The 23,872-nt window shown below is 73.7% G+C and carries 18 protein-coding genes; 12 read left to right on the top strand and 6 right to left on the bottom strand.

Features of this window, described 5'->3' with window-relative positions:
* Nucleotides 1–6 precede the first annotated feature (6 nt).
* Nucleotides 7–2,076 carry an acyl-CoA dehydrogenase gene (locus AB0M54_RS31945; protein WP_364475418.1) on the top strand — a complete coding sequence of 690 codons (2,070 nt, stop codon included), beginning with the start codon at nt 7–9 and terminating at the stop codon, nt 2,074–2,076.
* Here AB0M54_RS31945 and AB0M54_RS31940 read toward each other — a convergent pair.
* Nucleotides 1,968–3,032 carry an MFS transporter gene (locus AB0M54_RS31940; RefSeq protein ID WP_364475416.1) on the bottom strand — a complete coding sequence of 355 codons (1,065 nt, stop codon included), beginning with the start codon at nt 3,030–3,032 and terminating at the stop codon, nt 1,968–1,970. The genes AB0M54_RS31945 and AB0M54_RS31940 overlap by 109 nt on opposite strands.
* Nucleotides 3,033–3,194: 162 nt before the next feature.
* Between AB0M54_RS31940 and AB0M54_RS31935 the strand changes: the two genes are divergently transcribed.
* Genes AB0M54_RS31935 through AB0M54_RS31925 form a run of 3 tightly spaced genes read left to right on the top strand, consistent with a single transcriptional unit; the run spans nt 3,195 to nt 5,186 of the window.
* The gene (locus AB0M54_RS31935) at nt 3,195–4,049 is read left to right on the top strand and encodes an MEDS domain-containing protein (protein ID WP_364475414.1); all 855 of its coding nucleotides are present in this window, start codon (nt 3,195–3,197) and stop codon (nt 4,047–4,049) included.
* Nucleotides 4,050–4,053: 4 nt separating this feature from the next.
* Nucleotides 4,054–4,503 (top strand): oxidoreductase, encoded by a 450-nt coding sequence (locus tag AB0M54_RS31930; protein WP_364475412.1) that lies wholly within the window; start codon nt 4,054–4,056, stop codon nt 4,501–4,503.
* Nucleotides 4,500–5,186 carry a 3-keto-5-aminohexanoate cleavage protein gene (locus AB0M54_RS31925; protein ID WP_364323014.1) on the top strand — a complete coding sequence of 229 codons (687 nt, stop codon included), beginning with the start codon at nt 4,500–4,502 and terminating at the stop codon, nt 5,184–5,186. The genes AB0M54_RS31930 and AB0M54_RS31925 overlap by 4 nt, the downstream gene beginning before the upstream one ends.
* Here AB0M54_RS31925 and AB0M54_RS31920 read toward each other — a convergent pair.
* Both AB0M54_RS31920 and AB0M54_RS31915 read right to left on the bottom strand, forming a co-directional pair.
* Nucleotides 5,183–6,994 (bottom strand): SpoIIE family protein phosphatase, encoded by a 1,812-nt coding sequence (locus AB0M54_RS31920; RefSeq protein WP_364475410.1) that lies wholly within the window; start codon nt 6,992–6,994, stop codon nt 5,183–5,185. The genes AB0M54_RS31925 and AB0M54_RS31920 overlap by 4 nt on opposite strands.
* Nucleotides 6,995–7,145: 151 nt before the next feature.
* On the bottom strand, nt 7,146–7,460 hold the full coding sequence (locus AB0M54_RS31915) for a type II toxin-antitoxin system PemK/MazF family toxin (protein ID WP_364323010.1): 315 nt from the start codon (nt 7,458–7,460) through the stop codon (nt 7,146–7,148).
* A gap of 235 nt (nt 7,461–7,695) precedes the next feature.
* On the opposite strand from AB0M54_RS31915, the gene gndA reads away from it, so the two are divergent.
* Complete coding sequence (gene gndA, locus AB0M54_RS31910; RefSeq protein ID WP_364323007.1) at nt 7,696–9,129, top strand: NADP-dependent phosphogluconate dehydrogenase; 1,434 nt, start codon at nt 7,696–7,698, stop codon at nt 9,127–9,129.
* Here gndA and AB0M54_RS31905 read toward each other — a convergent pair.
* Nucleotides 9,126–11,423 (bottom strand): EAL domain-containing protein, encoded by a 2,298-nt coding sequence (locus tag AB0M54_RS31905; RefSeq protein ID WP_364323005.1) that lies wholly within the window; start codon nt 11,421–11,423, stop codon nt 9,126–9,128. The two genes, gndA and AB0M54_RS31905, sit on opposite strands and share 4 nt — an antisense overlap.
* 264 nt (nt 11,424–11,687) lie before the next feature.
* Between AB0M54_RS31905 and AB0M54_RS31900 the strand changes: the two genes are divergently transcribed.
* Nucleotides 11,688–12,335 (top strand): response regulator transcription factor, encoded by a 648-nt coding sequence (locus AB0M54_RS31900; RefSeq protein WP_364475408.1) that lies wholly within the window; start codon nt 11,688–11,690, stop codon nt 12,333–12,335.
* 42 nt (nt 12,336–12,377) lie between these two features.
* Nucleotides 12,378–14,609, top strand: a complete 2,232-nt coding sequence (locus AB0M54_RS31895) for a histidine kinase (RefSeq protein ID WP_364475406.1) — start codon at nt 12,378–12,380, stop codon at nt 14,607–14,609.
* Here AB0M54_RS31895 and pgm read toward each other — a convergent pair.
* Nucleotides 14,599–16,242 carry a phosphoglucomutase (alpha-D-glucose-1,6-bisphosphate-dependent) gene (gene pgm, locus AB0M54_RS31890; RefSeq protein ID WP_364475404.1) on the bottom strand — a complete coding sequence of 548 codons (1,644 nt, stop codon included), beginning with the start codon at nt 16,240–16,242 and terminating at the stop codon, nt 14,599–14,601. The genes AB0M54_RS31895 and pgm overlap by 11 nt on opposite strands.
* 113 nt (nt 16,243–16,355) lie before the next feature.
* Between pgm and AB0M54_RS31885 the strand changes: the two genes are divergently transcribed.
* From AB0M54_RS31885 to yaaA, 3 genes are read left to right on the top strand one after another with little or no spacing between them, the layout of a single operon-like run.
* Entirely contained in the window at nt 16,356–18,056 is a 1,701-nt protein-coding gene (locus AB0M54_RS31885; RefSeq protein WP_364475402.1) for a copper resistance protein CopC, read from the top strand.
* A gap of 28 nt (nt 18,057–18,084) precedes the next feature.
* Complete coding sequence (locus AB0M54_RS31880; protein ID WP_364322993.1) at nt 18,085–18,429, top strand: STAS domain-containing protein; 345 nt, start codon at nt 18,085–18,087, stop codon at nt 18,427–18,429.
* Nucleotides 18,430–18,439: 10 nt separating this feature from the next.
* A complete protein-coding gene (gene yaaA, locus AB0M54_RS31875; RefSeq protein WP_364475400.1) occupies nt 18,440–19,237 on the top strand; it encodes a peroxide stress protein YaaA in 798 nt (265 codons plus the stop codon).
* 35 nt (nt 19,238–19,272) lie between these two features.
* Here yaaA and AB0M54_RS31870 read toward each other — a convergent pair whose 3' ends face one another.
* Complete coding sequence (locus AB0M54_RS31870; protein ID WP_364322989.1) at nt 19,273–19,878, bottom strand: FKBP-type peptidyl-prolyl cis-trans isomerase; 606 nt, start codon at nt 19,876–19,878, stop codon at nt 19,273–19,275.
* Between the two features lie 193 nt (nt 19,879–20,071).
* On the opposite strand from AB0M54_RS31870, the gene AB0M54_RS31865 reads away from it, so the two are divergent.
* Both AB0M54_RS31865 and AB0M54_RS31860 read left to right on the top strand, forming a co-directional pair.
* The gene (locus AB0M54_RS31865) at nt 20,072–20,974 is read left to right on the top strand and encodes a hypothetical protein (RefSeq protein WP_364475398.1); all 903 of its coding nucleotides are present in this window, start codon (nt 20,072–20,074) and stop codon (nt 20,972–20,974) included.
* On the top strand, nt 20,971–23,872 hold a 2,902-nt coding region (locus AB0M54_RS31860), incomplete at its 3' end, for an MMPL family transporter (RefSeq protein WP_364475396.1). The genes AB0M54_RS31865 and AB0M54_RS31860, both read left to right, overlap by 4 nt.

Genomic DNA, 23,872 nt, shown 5'->3' with positions numbered 1-23,872 from the left:
TGAGTAATGAGCGATGTTGTGGACGCCGGGCGCCTGCGGGACGTGCTGGACGGGCGGTGGGGGTGGGTTCGGCGGACGGCTCGGAGCCGGCTCGGTGGTGATCACTTCGTGGCGGTGCCCGGGGAGACCGTCGAACAGGCGCGGGAGCGGATCGGCCGGCTGATCCGGGAGCTGCCGACCGACATCGGCGCCGCGGCCGCGTTCCCGACCGAGGACCGGGACGCCTTCGACCCCGGCGCGGCCGTGGTGTCGGCCGAGATGCTCGCTCAGCTCGACCTGTCGCTGATGGTGAAAGCCGGCGTGCAGTGGGGGCTGTTCGGCGGGGCGGTGGCGGCGCTGGGCACCCGGCGTCATCACGAGGCGTACCTGAAGAAGATCATCTCGGCCGATCTGCTGGGCTGCTTCGCGATGACCGAGACGGGACACGGCTCGGACGTGCACCGGCTGCGGACGGTCTGCGTCTACGACCCGGGCACCGGGGAGTTCGACCTGCACACCCCGCACGAGGCCGCCCGCAAGGACTACATCGGCAACGCCGCCCGGGACGGCCACCTCGCGGTGGTCTTCGCGCAGCTCGTCACCCTGGGTGAGCGGCACGGCGTCCACGCGTTCCTGGTCCCGATCCGGGACGAGGACGGCGCCCCACACCGGGGGGTCACGATCGGTGACAACGGCGTGAAGGCGGGACTGGCCGGGGTCGACAACGGCCGGCTGTCCTTCGACCACGTGCGGGTGCCGCGGGAGATGCTGCTCGACCGGTACGGCCAGGTCGCGCCGGACGGCACCTACCGCAGCCCGATCGAGAACGACACCCGCCGCTTCTTCACGATGCTGGGCACGCTCGTCCGCGGCCGGGTGACGGTCGGCGGCGCCGCGTCGGCGGCCACCAAGGAGGCGCTCACGATCGCCGTCCGCTACGGCGAGACCCGCCGCCAGTTCACCGCCCCGGGCCAGGACCGCGAGATCGTCCTCAACGACTACCTGGCCCACCAGCGCAAGCTGGTCATCGCGCTGGCCGGGACCTACGCGCTGACCTTCGCGCAGGAGGAACTGGTCGCCGCCATGCACGAGGTGCAGACCTCGGACGAGCCGGTCGACGAGAAGCGTCAGCGGGAGCTGGAGTCGCGGGCGGCGGCGCTCAAGGCGGCTCAGACGTGGCACGCCACCCGGACCATCCAGACCTGCCGGGAGGCCTGCGGCGGCGCCGGCTACCTGGCCGAGAACCGGCTGCCGGGGCTCAAGGCCGACACCGACGTCTTCACCACGTTCGAGGGCGACAACACGGTCCTGCTGCAACTCGTGGCCAAGGGGCTGCTCACCGGCTACCGGGACGCGTTCGGCTCGCTCGACGGGTGGGGCCGGGCGACGTTCGTCGCCGACCAGGTGCGCGCGATGGTGCTGGAGCGTACGGCGGCCCGATCGTTGATCCAGCGGCTGGTGGACGCCACGCCGGGCGGGAGCGACGACGGCCCGTTCACCAGCCGCGGCTGGCAGCTCCGGATGTTCGAGGACCGGGAGAAGCACGTCCTGGACGGCGTCATCCGGCGGCTGCGCAAGGGGGCCGAGGCCAAGAAGGACCGGCCGTTCGACATCGTCAACGACGTCCAGGACCACCTGCTCGCGGCCGCCTCCGCGCACATCGACCGGGTCGTGCTGGAGGCGTTCGTCGCGGGCATCGATCGGGCGGCCGACCCGGCGGCCGCGGCGCTGCTGTCACGGGTCTGCGACCTGTACGCGCTGAGCACCATCGAGGCCGGCAAGGGCTGGTTCCTGGAGCACGAGCGGCTCACCCCGGCCCGGTCGAAGGCGCTCACCGGCACGGTCAACAGCCTGCTCAAGGAGCTGCGGCCGCAGCTGACGACGCTGGTCGACGCGTTCGCGATCCCGGACGCGTGGCTGGCCTGCGCGATGCTGCGGGAGGAGCCGGGCCGGCAGGAGGAGATGGCCCGGCACGACGAGCGCGCCGGTCAGCGGGCCGACGCCGCCACCACCGCCGTGGCCAGCAGCGGCACGCCGACCAGCGCGAAGAGCACCGGCACGGAGGCGTACGCGGCGCCGAGCCCGAAGAACGCGTAGAGCCCGACCGCCACCACCTCGCCGGCGAAGCCGCTCACCGAGAGGACCGTCGAGCGGACGGCGCTCGGCGTGACCTCCTGCAGCCGCGTCTCGGTGAGGACGATCGCGAACTGCAGCAGGCCGAACGCCGCCCCGATCGGCAGCATCCCGGCCGGGTGCCGGCTGAAGCCACCGGCGGCCAGCAGCACCGACGCCACGGTCAGCACGACGCCGAGACCGCGCGGCCCGAGCGTCGACCAGCGGCCGGCCAGCGAGCTGCCCACGGCCATGAACAGGGCGGGCACCGCGAAGTAGAGCCCGGCGTAGGCGACCGGCACGCCGGCGGCCCGGGTGACCAGCGGGATGTATTCGTCCAGCGCGGTGAAACCGGGCACCAGGGCGGCCGGCACCAGGGCGAACCGCACGGCCTTGCCGCGGGCGTGCCGGAGCCCGGCCTTCAACGTGGCGACATAGCCGAGTTGATCGTCGTCCGATGAGGAGACCGAGGACGGCGGGAAGCCGAGCGCCACCACCCCGGCCGAGAACGCGACCAGCGTGCTCACCACGCCGACCAGCAGGTAGCCGCCGAGCAGGAACGCCGGGGTGGCCAGCAGCGTGGCGACGAGCATGGACAGGATGGCGACCGTGCCGCCCCGGCCGGCCACCCGCGCGTACGTGGAAGGGTCGTCCAAGGAGTCGTAGAGCAGGGCTTCGAGCGTGCCCGAGCCGAGCGCCCCGCCGAGTCCCCACAGCACGAAACCCAGGGCGAAACCGGGGTACGCCGGCCATAGCGTCCAGCTCAGGTAGCCCAGGGCGGTCAGCGTCGCGCCGAGCGCGTACAGCCGCCGGCGCGACCACGAGTCGGCCCACGCGCCGGACGGGATCTCGGCCGTGAACGACACCACCGACCAGATCACGAACAGCGACGAGATCTCGGCCGTGGTGAGGCCGGCGTCCGCGAACAGCAACGCGTACACCGGGTAGAAGACAATGCCTTCCTCCAGCGCGCGGACGGCGTAGAAGCGTCAATGTCGGGTCATGGACCGACGATGTCCGGCGGTGGGCGTACCCGTCAACCGGTTTTTCACGGACGGGTGGGGACAGTGCCGATCACGGTGCTCCGCGCCATAGGGTGCCTCATGACCGACGTCGCGCTGGTCGACCGGATGCGCCCCGGCGACCATGTCTGCTGGACGTTCGCCCACGACGGCGAGCGCCGGCGGGTGGTCGGCGGCTGGGTGCGGGCGGGGCTGCGCGACCACCATCTGATCGTCTACCGCACCGGCGCCGCCGACGCCGTCACCGAACTCGCGGCGGAACGCGTCGACACCCGCGCGGCGATCGCCTCGGGCCGGCTGCGGGTGCTGCCGGTCGGCGAGGACTGGCTGGCCGCCGGGGCGTTCGACGCCGACACCGCCGACCGCGCGTTCCACGCCGACCTCGAACAAGCCCTGCGATCCGGGTACGCCGGGCTGCGCGCGATCGCCGACATGGCCTGGGCGGCCCGCCGGGACCCCGGCGCCGAGCAGCTCGGCCGCTACGAGCGTCAGATCAACCGGCGCATCGCCGGCGGCTACGGCATGGCCCTGTGCCTCTACGACCGCCGGGTGTTCGCCGAGCCGCGGCTGAGCGAGCTGACCCGCGCCCACCCCGCCGCCGTCACCGAACGCACCCCGCACACCGGGTCGCCGCTGCTCCGGATGGTCCGCCGCGCCGACGGGCTGCGGCTGTCCGGCGAGGCCGACCTGTCGAACCGGGACGCGTTCGCCACCGTCCTGGCCCATCTGCTCGAGGACACCACCGCCCCCGAGGTGGTGCTCGACCTGACCGACCTCCGGTTCGCCGACGCCACCAGCTGCCGCCAGGTGGTGACCGTGGCCCGCGAGTCCGGCGGCCGGGTCCGCACCGTCGGCGCCCGCCCGTCACTGCGCCGGCTACTCGCCCTGCAGGGCGCCGAACGGGTCCCCGGCCTGCTGCCGTCCGTGGCAGTCTGACGGGATGAGCAGGCCATCGATCTTCGAGTACGCGGGCGGGGCGGCCGCCTTCCGCGCGCTGGCCGCGGACTTCCACGCCCGGTGCGTCGTCGACCCCGAGCTGGAGCACCCGTTCTCACACACCACCGACCCGCACCACGTCGACCACCTGGCCGAGTACTGGGGTGAGGTGCTGGGCGGTCCCCCGGTCTACTCGGCCGAGCGCATCGGCCACTCCGGCATGCTCGACATCCACGCCCGCAACGGCATGCAGCCCCCGCTGGTGGCCGCGTTCGTCCGCTGCTTCGACGAGGCCGTCGTGGCCCAGCTGCCCGCCGACCCGTCGCTGCGCCAGACCTTGCACGACTACATGGTCTGGGCGACGACCGAGGTCATGTGGTACGACGCGAAGGACTCCGTCGTGCCATCCGCTCTGCCCATGCCGCGCTGGGACTGGTCCGGCCCCGCCACATGACGATCCGCCGCCTGAAGGCCTGTCTCAACGGCGGGCGCACGGAGCCGTTCGTCCCCTCGACGCCCGCGCAGATCGCCGCGGCCGCCGTCTCCGCCGTGGCCGCGGGCGCCGAGGCCATCCACGTGCACCCGCGCGCGGACGACGGCCGCGAGTCCCTGTCCCCCGACGACGTCGCCGCCGCCGTGACCGCCGCCCGCACCGCCGGCGTCCCGGTCGGGGTGACCACCGGCCGGTGGATCGCCCCGTCGAACCGCCACGACCTGATCGCCGCCTGGACCACGCTGCCCGACTTCGCCTCGGTCAACGTGAGCGAACCGGGTTACGACGACCTGGTCGCCCTGCTGCGCGCGAAAGGCGTCCAGGTCGAGGCCGGCGTATGGTCGGCCGACGAGGCCGACCGGGTGGGCCAGGTCGACCGCATCCTCGTCGAGATCATCGACACCCCGGCGGCCGACGCCCTGTCGAAGGCCGACGCCATCCTGGCCCGCCTCACGCCGTCGAAGGCCCCCATCCTGCTGCACGGCGAGGACGAGGCGTGCTGGCCGTTGATCGCCCACGCCGGCCGCCTCGGCCTCCCGACCCGGATCGGCCTGGAGGACACCCTGACCGGCCCGCGCGGCGAACCGGTCACCAGCAACGCCGACCTGGTCCGGCTGGCCATCGAGGTCTGGGACAACCGCTAGGACAGGCTCAGGTAGTGGCGCAGGTCGCGGGTCTCGCCGGTCACCGTTCGGACGGCCAGGATGCAGGTGTCGTCGTCGGGGTTGGCCTGGCGCAGGCGGTCGAGGACCTGCTCGAGCGGGCGCTGCGGCGACGTGAGCACCGCGTCGTCCATCGCCGTCATCACCGCCCGGAGGCCGTCGTCGGGGCCGCGGCGGCGATGTTCGACCAGGCCGTCGGTGTAGAGCAGGAGCACGTCGCCGGTGGCCAGGTCCAGGGTGGCGGTGGCGTAGCCGGCGTCCTCGAGCACGCCCAGCATGCAGCCGGCCGGGCGGGCCAGCGGCGTCGTGCGGCCGTCCCGGCACAGCAGCGGCGGCGGGTGCCCGGCCTGGGCCCAGGTCAGCCGCCGGGTCATCGGGTCGAAGCGGGCCACCACGGCGGTCGCCGCCAGTTCGGGGCGATCGCGTTCCAGCTCGCAGGTCAGCCGGTTCAGGTGGCCCAGCAGCACGGCCGGGTCGGTGGTCACCACGGCCAGCGCGCGCAGGGCGTGCCGGAGCTGGGCCATCGTGGTGGCGGCCTGGGTGCCGTGGCCGGCCACGTCGCCGACCGCGAGCAGCACCGAGCCGTCCCGGGCCTGGGCCGCGTGGTACCAGTCGCCGCCGACCAGGCTCTCCTGCCCGGCCGGGAGGTAGCGCAGCGCCACCTTGAGGCCGGGCAGCGTCAGCGGGCCGTCCGGCAACGGCAGGATGATCTGCTGCAGGGTGGCCGCCAGGGCGTGCTCGGCGGCCAGGTCACGGCGCTGGTCGGCGAGCTGCCGCTCGACCTCGGCCAGGCGTTGCGCGCTGGTCTCCCGCTCGGTGATGTCCTGCACGATGCCGAACACGCGCAGCGGGCGGCCGGTGGCGTCCCGGGCGGCGTCGGCCACCGTACGCAGATGTTTCACCTGGCCGTTCACCCGTACCCGCAGGGTCAGATCGACCCGCTCGAAGCGCGCGAAAGCCTCCTCCGCCGCCGTGCGCAGCGGCAGGTCCTCGGCCAGCGTCATCGCGTCCAGCTCGGGCTGGGTCAGCGGGCCGAGCGCCGGGTCGCGCTCGTAGATCCGGTAGAGCTGGTCCGACCAGCGCACCACCCCGCTGACCAGGTCGGCCTCGCCCCACCCGAGGTTGCCCAGCCGCTCGGTGCTGTCCACCCGGTCGGAGTCGCCGGGGTCCTCGTGCCGGAACCAGGTCAGCAGCAGCCCGCCGCCCACCCGGTGGGCCCGGACCGAGTAGATCGAGTCGAAGTACGGGAACGGCGGCACGTCGGCCGGATCGCCGGTGGCCAGCACCTCGGCGTAGATGTTCCAGCGGTCGCTGGTGATGGTCCTCGGGAACCAGCCCGACATGGTGGTGCCGATCAGCTCGCGGCCCCGGCGGCCGTCCGGCGCCACCGCCTCCGGGGTGACCGCGGCGAAGACCAGGTCGAGCAGCCGGCCCTCGGCGTCCCGGACCGGCGTGAACAGGGCCGACGCCCCGGGCAGGGCGTCCAGGATCCGCTGGGCCGCGGTCGGCCACGGGTCGCGGCGGGGCAGGCCGGGCGGCGCCGGGAAGCTCACCAGGTTCGGCTGCGGGGTCCGGCCCATCTCGGCCAGGTCGGGGATGTCCAGCAGGTTGATCACGCCGGCGGCCACCTCGGCCAGGTCGCGGTTCTGCTCCTCGGCCATCCGCAGCAGGTGCCGGTGAGCGTCGGCCAGCCGGCAGCGGACCCGGCCGGCCAGCAGCCCGACCGCCCGGTCGACCGTGGCCTCCCCCCGGCGCCCCGTCACCGTCTCGGCAGAAGCCGCGGCTCCCACGTATCGCCTCCCCTTGTCGCATGTCGCCCGGTTCCTGCATACGCGGAACGAACGGCAAGCGTCATCCCCCGAACATCCGCCATGCCTTCTCAGCTGTGGATATGCGGGATCAAGGTCACCCGATCGGGGACTCGGAGAGGTGGGTGAACAGTCAAATCTCGAAGAGGTCGCGCACGGCCTCGTTGAGGCGCACCATGCTCGAGCCGGTGACCATGCCGAGCAGCTCGGCGCCGATCGACGCGGGCAGCCGGCGCATCCGGTTGACCACCACGACACCGGTGATCGGGTCTTGCTCGGTGAGGGCCACGGCGAACGGCGGTAACTCGGTCGCGCCGCGCTGACGCACGATGGGCGCGCAGAAGGGCGCCGCGTTCTTGCGGTCGTTGTACGCGTCACCGGACAGCACCAGCACCCGGTATCGCAGATCGGTCCGGCTGCCTATGGTCCAGATCTCGCCACGCCTCATCGCAGCCGTGTCCCCTCGGCCGGCCCGTTGGTGGACGCGGCCACGCCCCACCGTCCCCCCGCCGACGCCATGCGTGGCAGCGTACCGTCGGGCCGATCTTCCCCCACGACCGGCTTGTCCCCTCCCCAGTTCGCTCACCAGGGAGGAGGATGAACCGCGGGATCCGACCCGATCGAACTGCGCCGGTCGCGAACGCGTAACAATGAGCGGGACGGACTAGGGAAGGAACGTGCAGATGACGGACAAGGCGCAGATCGGGGTCACCGGCCTGGCGGTGATGGGCCGGAACCTGGCCCGGAACTTCGCCCGCCACGGCCACACGGTCGCGGTGCACAACCGGAGCTACGGCCGGACCAAGGAACTGGTCGAGCAGTACGGCGACGAGGGCAAGTTCCTTCCGGCCGAGACCGCCGAGGAGTTCGTGGCCAGCCTGGAACGGCCGCGCCGCGTGGTGATCATGGTGAAGGCGGGCGGACCGACCGACGCCGTGATCGACGAGTTCGCCCCCCTGCTCGAGGAGGGCGACATGCTCATCGACGCGGGCAACGCCCACTACCTGGACACCCGGCGGCGCGAGGCGGCGCTGCGCGAGAAGGGCCTGCACTTCGTCGGCGCCGGCGTCTCCGGCGGCGAGGAGGGCGCGCTGCACGGCCCGAGCATCATGCCGGGCGGGCCCGTCGAGTCCTACGAGTCGCTCGGCCCGCTGCTCGAGGACATCGCGGCCAAGGTCGACGGGGAGCCGTGCTGCGTGCACGTCGGCCCGGACGGCGCCGGCCACTTCGTCAAGATGGTGCACAACGGCATCGAGTACGCCGACATGCAGCTCATCGCCGAGGCGTACGACCTGCTCCGGCAGGTCGGCGGACACTCGCCGGCCGAGATCGCCGAGATCTTCAAGGGCTGGAACGAGGGCCGGCTGGGCTCGTACCTGATCGAGATCACCGCCGAGGTGCTCAAGCAGAACGACCCGGCCACCGGAAACGCGTTCGTCGACATCGTGCTCGACCAGGCCGAGCAGAAGGGCACCGGCCGCTGGACCGTGCAGTCGGCGCTCGACCTGGGCGTGCCGATCAGCGGCATCGCCGAGTCGGTGTTCGCCCGCGCGCTGTCCGGCGGGGCGTCGGTGCGCGAGGCGGCGGCCGGGCTGCCCGGACCGACGGCGACCGCCGGGGCCGGTGGGGCCGACCTGCAGGCCGACATCGAGCAGGCGCTGTTCGCGTCCAAGATCGTCGCGTACGCGCAGGGCTTCCAGCAGATCCAGGCGGCCAGCAAGGAGTACGACTGGGAGATCGACCCGGGCGCGATGGCCAAGATCTGGCGGGCCGGCTGCATCATCCGGGCCAAGTTCCTCGACTACATCAAGCAGGCCTACGACAAGAACCCGTCGCTGCCGACCCTGCTGGTCGACGACTACTTCCTCGACGCCGTCAGCGGCGCCCAGGAGGCCTGGCGGCGGGTCGTCGCGCTGGCCGCCCAGCAGGGCATCCCGGCGCCCGGCTTCGCGTCGTCGCTGGCCTACTACGACGGGCTGCGGGCCAAGCGCCTCCCGGCCGCCCTGATCCAGGGGCAGCGCGACTTCTTCGGCGCGCACACCTACCGCCGCGTCGACAAGGACGGCTCGTTCCACATCATGTGGGCCACCGACGACCGCAACGAGACAGACGCCTAGTTGTTCAGCGCCACCGGGGCGGCCGCCATCAGCGCGGCCGCCTCGTGCGCGGGCATCGGCCGGGCGAGGTAGTACCCCTGGCCCAGCCGGTAACCAATCTCCCGAAGCCGGTTCGCCTGCGCCTCCGTCTCGATGCCCTCGGCCACCGCCGACAGCTGCAGGTACTCCGCCAGCTGGGCCACCGCCGCGGCCACCGCGAGCCGGCCCCGGTCGGCGCCCTCGCTGATCCCGTCGACGAACGACTTGTCCAGCTTCAGCACGTCCACCGGGAACGCCCGCAGCAGGCTCAGCGACGACTGCCCGGTGCCGAAATCGTCCAGGGCCAGCCGTACGCCCATCGCGTGCAACGCCTCGAGGGTCTCCCGCACCCGGCGCCCGTCCAGCACCGACGACTCGGTCACCTCCAGCACCAGGTTCTCCGGCCGCAACCCGGAATCCCCCAGCGCCGACCACACCTCGTCGACGAACCCGGCGTCCCGCAGCTGCCGGGCCGCCACGTTCACGTTGACCGACCGGATCGCCACCGGCCCCAGCTCGGCCTGCCAGCGGGCGAGCTGGGCACACGCCTCACGCAGCACGAACCGGCCCAGCGGGATGATCAGCCCGGACCGCTCGGCGACCGGGATGAACTCCACCGGCGGCACGAACCCGCGGTCCGGGTGCCGCCAGCGCACCAGCGCCTCGGCGCCCGACATCCGGCCCGTGGTCAGGTCGAACACCGGCTGGTAGAGCAGGAACAGCTCGTGCCGGATGATCGCGTTGTGCAGCTCGCTGCCCAGCCGGGCGTGGTTGACCACGTCGGCGCGCATCCGCGGCTCGAACCGGGCCCACGCCGCCTTGCCGGCGTCCTTGGCCGCGTACATCGCGATGTCGGCGTTGCGCAGCACCTCGTCGGCGCTGTCCCCCGGCCCGGCCAGCGCCACGCCGATGCTGGCCTGGGCGAGCAGCTGGTGCTCGCCGACCGCGAACGGCGCCGACAGCACCTGCAGGATGCGGGCCGCCGCCTGCTCGGCGTACTCGGCGTCGTCGGCGCTCAGCAGCACCGCGAACTCGTCGCCGCCGAGCCGGGCCGGCACGTCGGTCTCGGCCCGGCTGCTGTGCCGCAGCCGCTGGGCCACCTCGTACAGCAACTGGTCGCCCAGCGCGTGACCCATGGTGTCGTTGACCATCTTGAAGTCGTCGACGTCGATCAGCAGCACCGCGGCGGGCAGGTGCGCCTCCAGCCGCTCGGTCAGGACGGTGCCGAACCGGGCCCGGTTGGCCAGGCCGGTCAGCGGATCATGCATGGCCAGGTGTTCCAGCTCGTCCTGCTGGCGGCGGATGCCCCGCAGCGCCCGGCGGTTCTCGTACAGGCCGGTGAGCTGGCGCAGCACCACGAACCCGGCGATCAGCACCGCGCCGATGATCACCAGCCGCTGGTGCCAGTTCATCTCCCGGGCCGACAGCAGCACCAGCAGCCCCGCCGTGCTGGCCACGGCCAGGAACGGCAGCAGGCTGAACAGGTTCCGGCGCGGTCTCTCCGCTTCCGGCGCGGCGGTGGTCCGGCCCAGGACCCAGATCTGCCGGTACGCCGCGGCGCAGATCGCCGTGCCCACCACCGGCAGCGCCAGCACCGTCAGCACCGTACGTGTCGGCGCCCCGCCGGTAATCTGCAGCACCGCGATCACCACGCCGAACAGCGGGGCGACGGTGAGCAGCCGCAGCGCCTTGGAGTCCACCGGCCCGGCCGGGGCGGCCGCCGCCCGGCCGATCACCACCAGCGCGATCAGGCCGCCCACGCCGACCAGGGACATCCCGATCCGGTTGGCCTCGGTCACGCCCGGGGCGGTGTAGTCGATGACGACGGCGAAGAAGACCAGCGAGCCGGCCACCGCGACGGTCAGGCCGTCCAGCAGCACCCGCACCACGGCCAGGACGGACCGCTCGCCCAGCGGCAGGTGCAGGAAGCCGAGCATCGACATGACCACGGCGAGCACCAGGCCGGCGAACAGGTACGGCGCCAGCGCGGGCCGGTCGGAGCCGTAGACGACCACGGCCAGCAACGAGGACAGGAACAGGCAGAACGCCGCGTGTGAGTGCCGCCGCCAGAAACCCCGGACCTGGCGCGACACCTTGATCTGGGAGCCGATGCGACCGCAGAGGTAGGCGGCGGCGAGGCAGGCGAACGTGCCCGGGAGCAGGCCGGGGGCTATCGCGTCGTCGCGCACCATCAGCCACACCGCCGCCGCGACCGTGCTCACGATCGCCACGGCGAGCGGGACGAGACCGCTGCGGCGGCCCGGAGGACGGCTCATCTCGGCGTACGGCTCCCTGTCGGCTGGACGCCCTCCCCTTCGGCACCGTACCGCGTGATCTGAGAATTTCGCCCGTTACGCCAGGACCGGCGCCGGTTCCCGCACCGGCGCGGCGCCAGGCGGCTCACCACGACGGCGTGGAGCAGGACCAGCCACCGCGCCGAAGAAAAGCAGGTCGGCGAGGCCCCGCGGGGGGCGGATCACTATCATCCCGGGCGGGCTGACCGTCGAGCTGAGCGTGGAGGTGCCGTCATCGCCGTCCGTGTGATCGTCGTCGACGACCAGGTGATGGTCCGGGCGGGCATCGCCGCCATCGTCGACGCCGAGGATGACCTGACCGTGGTGGGCGAGGCCGCCGACGGTGCGGCCGCGCTGGCCCTGGCCGCGGCCACCCGGCCCGACGTGGTGCTGATGGACATCCGGATGCCGGGGATGGACGGGCTGACCGCCACCGCCTGGCTGACCGCCACCGACGACCCGCCGCGGGTGCTCGTGCTGACCACCTTCCACGAGGACCCGTACGTCTACGAGGCGCTGCGCGCGGGGGCGGCCGGGTTCGTGCTCAAGGACGCGTTGCCGGCCGACCTGCTCGCCGCGGTCCGGGTGGTCGCCGAGGGCGAGGCGATGCTGAGCCCGGCCGTCACGCGGCGGCTGATCGACCGGTTCGCGCACGACACGCCGCGGGCGGCGCCGGAGCCGGCCCGGCTGGACGCGCTCACCCCGCGGGAACGGGACGTGCTCCTCGGTGTGGCCCGGGGGCTGTCCAACGCCGAGATCGGCGCCCACCTCGCCATCACCGTCGGCACGGTGAAGGCGCATGTCAACGCGGTGCTGGGCAAGCTCGGCGTCCGGGACCGGGTGCAGGCCACGATCGTCGCCTACGACCTGGGCCTGGTCCGCCCGCACACCTGAGGGCCCCGGGGGCGGGACCGGGACCGATAACCTGAGGCCATCATGAGCCGTCGCTGGGTCTGGATCCTGCCTGCGCTGCTGGCCGCCGGGCAACTGGTGGCCTGGCCGGGCTGGCCGGTGCTGCGCGGGTCACCCCCGCCGGCCGCCGCGATCGCCGCGGTCCTGGCCATCACCATCGCCGCGGCGGTCGCCCTGCTCTGGCGGCGCACCAATCCGGTGGCGGCGACCGTGGTCGTGAGCGCGTCGCTGACCGCGGGCGCCTGGGGCCTGCCGTCCGACGCCCTCACCGTGATCGCCTTCGCCGACCTGGTCGCCCTGTTCTCGGTCGCCGCCCGCCGGCCGCCGCGCATCTCGCTGCCGGTCACCGGGGCCATGATGGTGGCGCAGTCGGTGGTGCTGATCCTCGACGGCTCCGAGGAGATGCCGGTCGGCGCCGAGATCGCGCTGGTCGTCACCGTCTACCTGATCGTGCTCGCGGCCGGTCGCCGCCATGCCCGGTGGCGGGCCGAGCGGGCCGCCGCGGCCGAGCGGTTCGTGCAGGCCGAGCTGCGCCGCGCGCGGGCCGCCGAGGTCGAGCGGCTGCGGCTGACCCAGGAACTGCACGACATCACCGCCCATCACCTGACCTCGATCGTCGTCGGGGCCACGGCGGCCGAGCGGCTCGCCGATCAGAGCGCCGGCCTGATCGCCGAGACCCTCGACCACGCGGCGCGGACCGGCCGGTCGACGCTCGAGGCCCTGCGCCGCCTGGTCGAGATCATGCAGACCCCGCCCCCGCCCGCGCTGCCCGCCCTGGTCGCCTCGTTCCAGGAAGCGGGCCAGCCGGTCACGCTGAGCGCCCCCGAGCTTCCGCTGCCCGACGCGGTTCCGGCGATCGCCCGCGAGGCCTTGACCAACACGCTGCGGTACGCGCCCCGCGCGCCCACCCGGGTGGTCGTCGCCGTGACCCCGGCCGGGCTCGAGCTGACCGTCGACAACGACGCCCCGGCCGTGCCACCGACCGGCCCGGCGATCGGCGGCGGCCACGGCATCGCCGGCATGCGCGACCGGGCCCGATCGGCCGGCGGCGACCTCACCGCGGGCCCGCGCCCCGGCGGCGGCTGGCGGGTCCGGGCCACCCTGCCCGCCCCGGCCGCACTGTCCGGCCTGGCCCTGACCTCCCCCGCCGGCGAAGCTGAGCCCGGCCCGCCCGGCCGGGCCTGGTCGGCGCATGTCATCGACGCGATCCTGATCGCCCTGGTGGCGCTCCCGCCGGCCTGGGCGGTGCAGGACTACGTCTCCGGCGACGACCCGGCCGTGCCCGGCGGCGCCGCGCTGATGGCCGCGATCGTGGCCATCCACGCCCTCCCGCTGGCCCTGCGCCGCACCCGGCCGTGGCCGGCGCTGGCCGTCGTCGCCGGGACCGGCACTCTCTGGGCGGCCGCGATCGGGGCCGGGCTGCTGCCCGCCGAGTCCGGCTACATCCCGGTCACCGCGATCGGCGCCGACCTGCTCGCCGTGCACGCGGTCGCCCGGTACGGCCACCGCCCCCGGCGGGACTGGCTGGCCCTGCCGGCCGGGGTGGCGCCGGCCGGCATCTCGTTCGGCCTGGCCTTCGCCGCGGAACCGCAGCAGGGGTCCGGCCAGGCGCCGTGGATCATCCTGCTGATCCTCTTCAGCCTCCTGTTCGCGCTGGTCATGGCCGTTCCGCTGGGCCTGGCCTGGCTCACCGGCTGGCTGGTGCGGCGGCGCCGGGCCCGGGTCACCAGCAACGAGGAGGAGTGGCTGGCCTGGTCGGCGCACTACGCGTCGGTGGCGGCGACCGCCGAACGGGCCCGCATCGCCGAGGGGCTGAGCGAGGCCGTGCTCCGGCACACCGGTGACATGATCGACGCCGCCGAGCGGGGGTCGCTGGCCGAGGTGCAGACCGGGGCCCGGGCCGCCCTGGCCGCGATGCGTGACCTGCTGCGTGACCTGCGGCGCGCACAGGAGCCGGTGCGGCCTCAGCCCACCCTCGACGACCTGCCCGCGCTGGCCGAGAAGTGGCGGTCGCACGGCCGCGAGGTGACCCTGCACGTCAAGGGCGACCACAAGGACGGCTACCGGCTGGTCGAGCTGCTGCTGGCGGCCGACACCGGCCCGGCCGAGGTGGACGTCGACGCGACCGGCGGCCGGGTCCACATCACGATCCGGCCCGCCCCGGACGACCCGGACGGCGAGATCGCCGCCGGGTTGCGCGCCCGGGAGGGCCGGATCGAGCCGGTCGACGGGGGCTGGAAGGTGCTCAGCCCTTGAGGGCGGCCGAGACCACGGCCCGCGCCTCCTCCTGGATGGTGGCCAGGTGGTCCGGCCCCTTGAACGACTCGGCGTAGATCTTGTAGACGTCCTCGGTGCCGGACGGGCGGGCGGCGAACCAGCCCGACCCGGTGGCCACCTTCAGGCCGCCGATCGCCGCGCCGTTGCCGGGGGCGCTGGTCAGCACCTGGGTGATCGGCTCGCCGTCGAGCTCCTTGGCGGTCACCTGCTCGGGCGAGAGCTTGGCCAGGATGGCCTTCTCCTCCCGGCCGGCGGGCGCGTCGATCCGGGCGTACGCCGGATCGCCGAACCTCCCGACCAGGTCGCGGTAGTGCTCACTGGGCGTGCGGCCGGTGGTGGCCAGGATCTCGGAGGCGAGCAGGTCGAGCAGCAGGCCGTCCTTGTCGGTGCTCCAGACGCTGCCGTCGCGGCGCAGGAACGACGCGCCCGCGCTCTCCTCGCCGCCGAACCCGACCGAGCCGTCCAGCAGCCCGGGCACGAACCACTTGAAGCCGACCGGCACCTCGTCGAGGCGGCGGCCCAGGTCGGCGGCGACCCGGTCGATCATCGACGAGGACACCAGCGTCTTGCCGATCGCCGCGCCGGCCGGCCAGCCGGTGCGCACCCGGAACAGGTAGGAGATGGCCACCGACAGGTAGTGGTTGGGGTTCATCAGGCCGGCGTCGGGGGTGACGATGCCGTGCCGGTCGGCGTCGGCGTCGTTGCCGGTGGCGATCTGGAAGCGGTCCTTCTGGGCGACCAGGGAGGCCATCGCGTACGGCGACGAGCAGTCCATCCGGATCTTGCCGTCCCAGTCCAGCGTCATGAACCGGAAGGTCGGGTCGACCTCGGGGTTGACCACGGTCAGGTCGAGGCCGTACCGCTCGCCGATCGCGCCCCAGTACTCGACGCTCGCCCCGCCCAGCGGGTCGGCGCCGATGCGTACCCCGGCCGCCCGGATCGCCTCCAGGTCGATGACCGAGCCCAGGTCGTTGACGTACTCGCCGCGGAAGTCGTACCCGGTGACCAGGTCGGAGGTCTGCGCCCGGCTGGCCGGCACCCGGCGGACCCCGGCCAGCCCGGCGGCGATCAGCTCGTTGGCCCGGTCCTGGATCCAGCTGGTGGCGTCGGTGTCGGCCGGTCCGCCGTGCGGCGGGTTGTACTTGAAGCCGCCGTCCGCGGGCGGGTTGTGCGACGGCGTGACCACCACCCCGTCGGCCAGGCCGGAGCTCCGGCCCCGGTTGTAGGCGAGGATCGCGTGCGACACGGCCGGCGTCGGCGTCCAGCTGTCCCGGCTGTCGACGCGCACGGTGACGTCGTTGGCGGCGAACACCTCGAGCGCGGTGACCATCGCCGGCTCGCTCAGCGCGTGGGTGTCCCGGCCCAGGTAGAGCGGCCCGTCGGTGCCCTGCTCGCGGCGGTACTCGACGATCGCCTGGCTGGTCGCGGCGATGTGATCCTCGTTGAAGGCGGTGTTCAGGCTCGACCCGCGGTGCCCGGACGTGCCGAAGGCGACCCGCTCACCGGTGGCGGACGGATCGGGGTGGCCGGTGTAGTAGGCCGACACCACGTGCGGGACGTCGATCAGGTCACCGGGTTGCGCGGGCTCGCCGGCGCGGGGATGGGCGGACATGAGTGGCCTCCTGGGGAGCGTGGACCTGACCGGATCGTATCGTCGCTCCCTACCCGCCACCCCGGAACGGTAAGCCGTTGAACCTTTCGCCGGCCCCGTACGAACTACCCGGTGTGACAGCGACCCGCGTGCTCGGCGGGGCGGCGCGGGTGCTGCTGCTCGTCCTCGGCGTTCTGCTGCTGCCGGCCTCCCCGGCGAGCGCACACTCCAGCCTGGTCTCCTCCTCCCCCGAGGGCGGCGCGGTCCTGAAGAGCCAGCCGGCCGAGATCGTGCTGACCTTCAACGAGCCGATCACCGCGCTGCCGTCCCGCACCCAGGTCCTCGCCCCGGACGGCAAGCGGATCAGCGAGTCGGTCACCTCCGACGGCAGGGTCCTGCGGATCACGTTGCGCCCGGCCGACCGGCCGCTCGGCACCTACCTGGTCAGCTACCGGATCATCTCGGGCGACAGCCACCCGGTCGGCAACGCGCTGGTCTTCTCGGTCGGCGCGCCGTCGGCCCGGCCGGCCGAGACCGATCCGGGCCGGGTCGACGGTTCGGTCACGGCCGCGGTCCCGGCCTTCAAGTTCCTCGGGTACGCCGGGCTGACCCTCGCCGTCGGCCCGGCGATGTTCCTGGCCCTGCTCTGGCCGCGCCGGCGTTCGAGGCGGGGCGCCATCCGCCTGGTGTACGCCGGGCTGGGCCTGACCGCGCTGTCGACGCTGGGCGCGCTCTGGACCCAGGCGCCGTACGAGAGCGGCGCCCCGATCTGGGACGTGTCGTTCACCGAGCTCGGCCAGGTGCTCGCGGGCAGCTTCGGCCTCACCCTGCTGACCCGGCTCGCCCTGCTGGCGGTGGTCGCCGGCCTGCTCACCCCGGTCCTGCGCGGCGGCGCGACCCGGGTGCGGGGCGCCGCGGTCATCGTCGTGGGGCTGCTCGCCCTGACCACCTGGCCGCTGACCGGGCACGCCGTGGTGTCGCCGCTGTCCGGGGCGATCGTCGCGGCCGACATCGTGCATATCGCGGCCATGGCCGTCTGGCTCGGTGGCCTGGTCACCCTGGCCGTCTTCCTGCTGCGCCGGCGGCACCAGCGGGTGCTCGGCGTGATCCTGCCGGTCTGGTCACGCTGGGCGACCCTGGCCGTGGTCTGGCTGGCCGGGGCCGGGCTGGTGCAGGCGGTGGTCCAGGTGGGCACGCCCGCCGCGCTCTGGCAGACCGGGTACGGACGGCTGATCATCGCCAAGGCCGCCATCCTGGCCGGGGTGCTCGCCGTGGCCGCGTACGCGCGAAGTCTGGTCCGGAAGTCGCACGTGCCCGCCGCCGGACCGGGCCGGCTGATCCGTACCGTGGGAATCGAACTCGGCGCGACCACCGCGATCCTGGCCCTGAGCGCCGTGCTGGTCGGCACCACCCCGGGCAACGCGCGCGACAGCGAACCGAGGGAACCGGTCGGCGACGGCGTCTCGCAGACCCTCACCTCGCCGCTCTACACGCTGCAGTACAACATCTACCCGGTCGAGATCGGCGAGTACAACACCGTGCACGGCTCCACCTACACGCCCGAGGGCAAGCCGATCCAGGCCGCCGAGTGGACGGTCACCACCCGGTACACCGGCGCCACCGGCATCGAGGCGGTCAAGCAGCCGATGCTGCCGCTGCCCGGGCGCAACGACGCCCTCGGCTCGCTCACCTTCCCGCTGCCCGGCACCTACGAGCTGACCTTCACCATCCGCACCACCGAGATCGACCAGGCGACCGTCCGGACGACCGTGAACGTTCCCGCCACCCGGACCCGTCCCGGAGGTGAGATCCGGCCCTCACCGGGGAATGACTGAGGGTCACCAACCTCAGGAGGCGTCCCCGATGCACGTATCGGTGATCGGCAACCCGGACGACTCCGTCGTCGTCACCGTGCGCGGGCACCTCGACCTGGACAGCGCCCCGGTGCTGTCCACCACCCTCGACCGGGTGCTCGACCGGCCCGGCCCGCGGATCGTGGTCGACCTGTCCGGGGTGGAGTTCTGCGACTCGATCGGGCTCAGCGCGTTCGTGGTCGGGCACCGCCGGGCCGACGCGGCCGGTGGCTGGCTGCGGCTCGCCTCGCCCGGCGCCTGGATGGGCCGGTTGCTCGACACGGTCGGGGTGACCGGGTCGCTCGGCGTCTATCCCAGCGTGGCCGAGGCGCTCGCCGACCGGCCGGGGAATTAACATTCCGGGCGTGCTGATCCTGCTGCCGCCCTCGGAGGGGAAGTCCGCGCCGGCCGCGGGCGACCCGGTCGACCACGACGCGCTCTGGCTGCCGTCGCTGGCCCGCCATCGTCGCCGCGTTCTGGCCAAGCTGGCCGCGATGTGCGCCCGGAGCAGCACCCGCGGCCGGAACGCGTCGCTGGCCACGCTGGGGCTGACCGCGGGACAGCACGCCGAGGTCACCCGGAACGCGGGCCTGCCGACGGCGCCCGCCGCGCCGGCCGCCGAGGTGTACAGCGGGGTGCTCTACGAGGCGCTGGCCTTCCCCGGCCTCCCGGCCGACGCCCGGGACTGGCTGTCGGCGCGCGCGGTGGTGTTCTCCGGGCTGTGGGGTGTGGTGCGGTTCTCCGACCGGATCCCGGCGTACCGGTGCTCGGCCGGGGTCACGCTGCCGGGCGTCGGCGGGCTCACGCCGTACTGGAAGAAGATCTTGACGCCGCTGCTGGACGAAGCCGCCGCCGACCGGCCGGTGCTCGACCTGCGCTCGGGCGCCTACGCCGCGATGTGGACGCCGCCACCGGGCAGCGCCTCGGTGCGGGTCCTGCACGAGAAGGTCGTCGGCGGCGTGGCCCGGCGGTCGGTGGTCAGCCACTTCAACAAGGCCACCAAGGGCCGCGTGGTGCGGTCGCTCGCGCTGGAACGGGCCGCGCCGGCCTCGGTGGACGACCTGATCGAGGCGCTGCGCGACCTGAAGTACACCGTCGAGGAACGGCCCGCCCCCGCGGGCCGTCCCCGACAGCTCGATCTGGTCGTCGCCGACCTGAAGTGACAGCCCGGCCGCCCTGGGCCACCACTGGGCCTGGGTCAGGTGGCCTGCAGGACGTCGATCACGAAGCGCAGGTCGCCGCCCGGCCGGCCGCCGCCCGGGTTGTCGCCGTAGGCCAGGTCGGACGGGATGTCCAGCTGCACCCGGCTGCCCACCGGCACGCCGACCAGGCCCTGGTCCCAGCCCGGGATCAGGTTGCCGGTGCCGATCGGGAACGTCGCCGTCTGACCGGTCTGGAACGACGACTCGAACACCTTGCCGTCGGAGAACGTGGCGCCGACGTAGTTGACCGTCAGCTGCTGCCCGGCCTTCACCCGCGGCCCACGCCCCGGCACCAGCGGCGTCACGACGAGCTTGGTCACCTTGCCCTTACCGGCGGTGATCTTCGGTTCCTGCTGCAGACGCGGGTCGACCGGCGGCGCCGACGGCTGGCCCTGCTGCGGCGACGGCTGCTCCGCGGGCGGCTCGGCCGGAGCCGACACCCCGCCGGCCGGGGCCGCGGCCGGCGTACCGGCGTCGTCGTCCTTGTCGTTGCCCCGCACTACGAAGAACACCACGATCAGCACGACCACCACGGCGGCACCGGCGAGCGCTCCCGCTATGGCCCGGCCCCGCCCGGCCGTGGTCTGGACTCGATCAGTCATGGGGAACACGCGCTCCTTGTCCGGATGATTCGGCGAAAACTCCGCACACGCTACTCGGCCACCCGGCGATGATCTCCGACGAACCACCGATGCTGGTCCTCGGCCGTGTGGCCGATAACCTTCACAGGGGTGGATCGGCATCCACCGGGATGAGATCGTTGACTCCCCCCACAGCAGTGACCAGGAGGATCGGTTGCCGGACGACACCAGCGCGCCGCGGCGGCCCCACCCCTCAGCCGCCCTGCCGGCCGCGCTCCTGCGTGACAGCCGCCGCCGGCCGATGGCCGAATACCTGATGCCCGCCGCCATCATCGTGGCCGGCATCCTGCTCGTCGTGGCCTTCGGCATCGTGATCAACAGCGTGGTGCGGGGCAAGGAGCCGACCGCCCTGCCCGCGCCGCCCCCGCCGGCCCTGGGCGACATCCCGCCGGCCTCCGATCAGGCGGTCATCCCGCTGCCCAGCGACCCGCCGTCGGCCGGCACCCCGTCGCCGGCCCGGCCCAGCACCACCCCGCCGGCGCGCAAGACCCGGCCGCCGGCTCCGCCGCCCAACGCCGTCACGATCGCCAAGGCCGCGGTGCCCGGCAAGGTCGACCTCTCCGACGAGGGCGACCGCGACTGGGTGCACTGGGGTCAGGAGGGCAAGTTCTCGCTGGAACGGGCCAAGGACGGCGACTTCCAGATCCTCGAGGGCGCGCCGACCGCGCCCCGGTTCCGGCAGACCCGGGCCAAGGAACAGTTCAGCTGGCAGGACGGCTCGCCGGTGGCCAGCTCCGGCGGCACCGTGGTCGGCATCAACACCTGCGACAAGGGCAACGGCTTCACGCTCTCGGTCCCGGCCGCCAAGGACGACCGCACGCTGCGGCTCTACGTCGGCGTGCAGAAGGCCAAGGGCACGCTCGGGGCCAAGCTGTCCACCGGCGGCAGCACCGAGGCCGGCACCCTCGAGGAGCGCGGCGACGGCTTCGCGACCGCGGTCTTCAAGATCACCTACCGATCGGCCCAGGGCGGCAAGCTCAACCTGACCTGGACCACGACCGAGACCTTCGGTGACGGCTGCGGCGGTGTGGCGTTGCAGGCCGCGACGCTGCGGTGAGCCTGTTCCAGGCCTGGGGCGGGGCGATGGCCCGGTTCCGGGCGCCCGTCCTGATCGGCACGCTGCTCGCGGTGCTCGGCGCCGGCGTCTGGGGCTTCGGCGTGTTCGGCAAGCTGGTCGAGGGCGGGTACGGCGACCCCGGCAGCGAGTCGGCCCGGGCGGCGGAGGTCGCCCAGCAGGCGCTCGGCGCCCAGGGCGGCGACGTGCTGGTCATCTACACCCCGGCCAAGGGCCCGGTCGACGACGCGGTGCTGGCCCAGCGGGTCGAGAACAGCCTCGGCCACCTGCCGGCGTCGGCCGTCACCAAGAGCGTCAGCTACTGGCAGCAGAAGGCGCCATCTCTGCTGTCCGCCGACCGGAAGAGCGCCCTGGCCATGCTCACCCTGGCCGGCGACGGTGACGCGGCGAAGATGGACGCGTACCGGGAGATCGAGGACGACCTCGGCGTCGAGGGCGCCACCGTCCAGGTCGCCGGCGGGGTCGTGCTCGGCGACGCGACCAGCGAGATCACCACCAGCGACCTGGCCAAGGCCGAGGCCGTCTCGCTGCCCATCGTGCTGATCCTGCTGCTGTTCCTGTTCGGCTCGCTGGTCGCCGCGTCGCTGCCGGTGCTGGTCGGCGGGTGCGCGGTGCTCGGCTCGCTGGGCATCCTGCATGCCGTCACCATGACCCACGACGTGAACTCGTTCGCCGTCAACGTGGCCAGCCTGCTCGGCCTCGGCATGGCCATCGACTACGGGCTGTTCATGGTCGGGCGCTTCCGCGAGGAACAGGCCCAGGGCCGCTCCCCCGCCGAGGCGGTGTCCCGGACCGTCGCCACGGCCGGGCGTACCGTGCTGTTCTCGGCGACCCTGCTGATGATCGCGCTCGGCGGTCTGTTGCTCTTCCCGCAAGGCTTCCTGCAATCCCTGGCGTACGGCGGGCTCGCCGCCGTCGGCCTCGCCGCGCTGCTCTCGCTGACCCTGCTGCCGGCCCTGCTCGCCGCCCTCGGCCCCCGCGTCGACAAACTTCCGGTGCGGCTGCCCGCTTCGTTCCGGGGCGGCGATCGCCCGGCCGGAACCGGGTGGGCGCGGCTCGCCGGCATCGTGCTCAAGCGGCCGGTGCTGTTCGTGCTGCCGATCGTGGCCGGGCTGCTGGTGCTGGCCAATCCGGTGCGCGGCGTGCACTTCGGCGAGGCCGACGAACGGGTGCTGCCCGCGTCGTCGGCGGCCCGGCAGGCCCTGGCGACCCTGCGCGACGACTTCCCGGCCATGAGCAGCGCGGGCATTCAGGTCGTCGTACGCGGAAAGCCCGGCACTTTCCCCCAGGCCGTGGCCAAGGTCCCCGGCGTCGTCTCGGTCACCCCGTCCGGCGCGGCCAACGGCGTGACCGTGCTGACCGCGACCCCCGCCGACACCGACCCGTTCAGTGAGGCCGCCCGCGACGCCGTCCGCGGCATCCGCGACCTGACCCCACCCGCCGGGGCCACGGTGCTGGTCGGCGGCGCCACGGCCCGCAACGTGGACAGCCTCGACGCCACGGTCGACCGCCTGCCGCTGATGATCGGGCTGCTCGCCGGGGCCACCCTGGTGCTGATGTTCCTGGCCTTCGGCTCGATCCTGCTGCCGATCAAGGCCGTCGTGATGAGCGCCCTCAGCCTGGCCGCCACCTTCGGCGTGCTGGTCTGGATCTTCCAGGACGGCCACCTGGCCGGCCTCCTGAATGTGACCCCGGCGCCACCCGAGGTCGGCATCGTGGTGCTGATGGCCGCCGTGGTGTTCGGCCTGTCCACCGACTACGAGGTCTTCCTGCTCTCCCGCATGGTCGAGGCCCGCACCCGGGGCGCCACCACCACCGAGGCGGTCACCACCGGCCTGTCCCGGACCGGCCGCGTGATCAGCGCCGCCGCCGTCCTGCTGATCGTCGTCACCGGCGCCTTCGCCCTGTCCTCGGTGACCACGATGCGCTTCGTCGGCGTCGGCATGATCCTGGCCCTGATCCTCGACGCCACCGTCGTCCGCATGCTCCTGGTCCCCGCCGTCCTGGGCCTCCTCGGCAACGCGGCCTGGTGGGCGCCCGGCCCCCTGCGGCGCCTGCAGGAACGGGCCGGCCTGGCCGAGTACGCGGGCGAGGACCTCTTCCCGACCGAATCCGTCGGCCGCCACGCGGCGCCCGGGTCCGCGGGCCCACGCATCGCCACCTCCCGTCCGCGCCACTCCTGGGACGACGACGGCGAGGCCGGCCCGCGCCCGACCTGGGCCGCCGAACGCGTGCGCCCCCTCCCCGCGGGCATCGCCCTGCCCCAGGAGCCCACGGCCGTTTCACCCGCGAAGGCCGGATCCCCTTCCACCGCCACCCCGACATCCGGGCCGCCCGCGCCCGGCGCCGTGACGGCGGGCTCGCCAGCATCTGCCACCTCGACGTCCGTGTCACCGGCATCCGGCTCGTCAGTGCCCGGGTCTCCGGCCTCCGGCCCGGCGGCATCCGGCTCGCGGGCGCAAGGGTCTCCGACATCCGGCCCGTCGGCGGGGGCGGGCGCGTCAGCCGCAGGCAACTCGACCGGCCACTCCCGCGCCGCAGCCGGCCCGGCTGGGAATTCCTCGGCCGCAGGTTCCTCCGCCTCGGGCGACCCCGATGACGACCGTCCCGTCGAGGCAGGTCCGGCCGTCCCGGTCACGATCCCCGGCGCACCGCCCCTCTTCCCCACCCCAGACCCCTCTCCGCCGCGATCCTTCGACGCCCCTTCGCCGCCCGCCGCGACCTTGCCTTCGCCATCCGCCGCGTCTCCCGCTCCGTCCGCGTCTCCCGCTCCGTCCGCGTCGCCCGCTCCGTCCGCGTCGCCCGCTCCGTCCGCGTCGCCCGCTCCGTCCGCGTCGCCCGCTCCGTCCGCGTCGCCCGCTCCGTCCGCGTCGCCCGCTC

This window comes from Actinoplanes sp. NPDC051470, assembly GCF_040682035.1.
Classification (GTDB): Bacteria; Actinomycetota; Actinomycetes; order Mycobacteriales; family Micromonosporaceae; genus Actinoplanes.
Note: the sequence above shows the minus strand (reverse complement) of the source record. Positions and strands in the feature narration are given on the sequence as shown.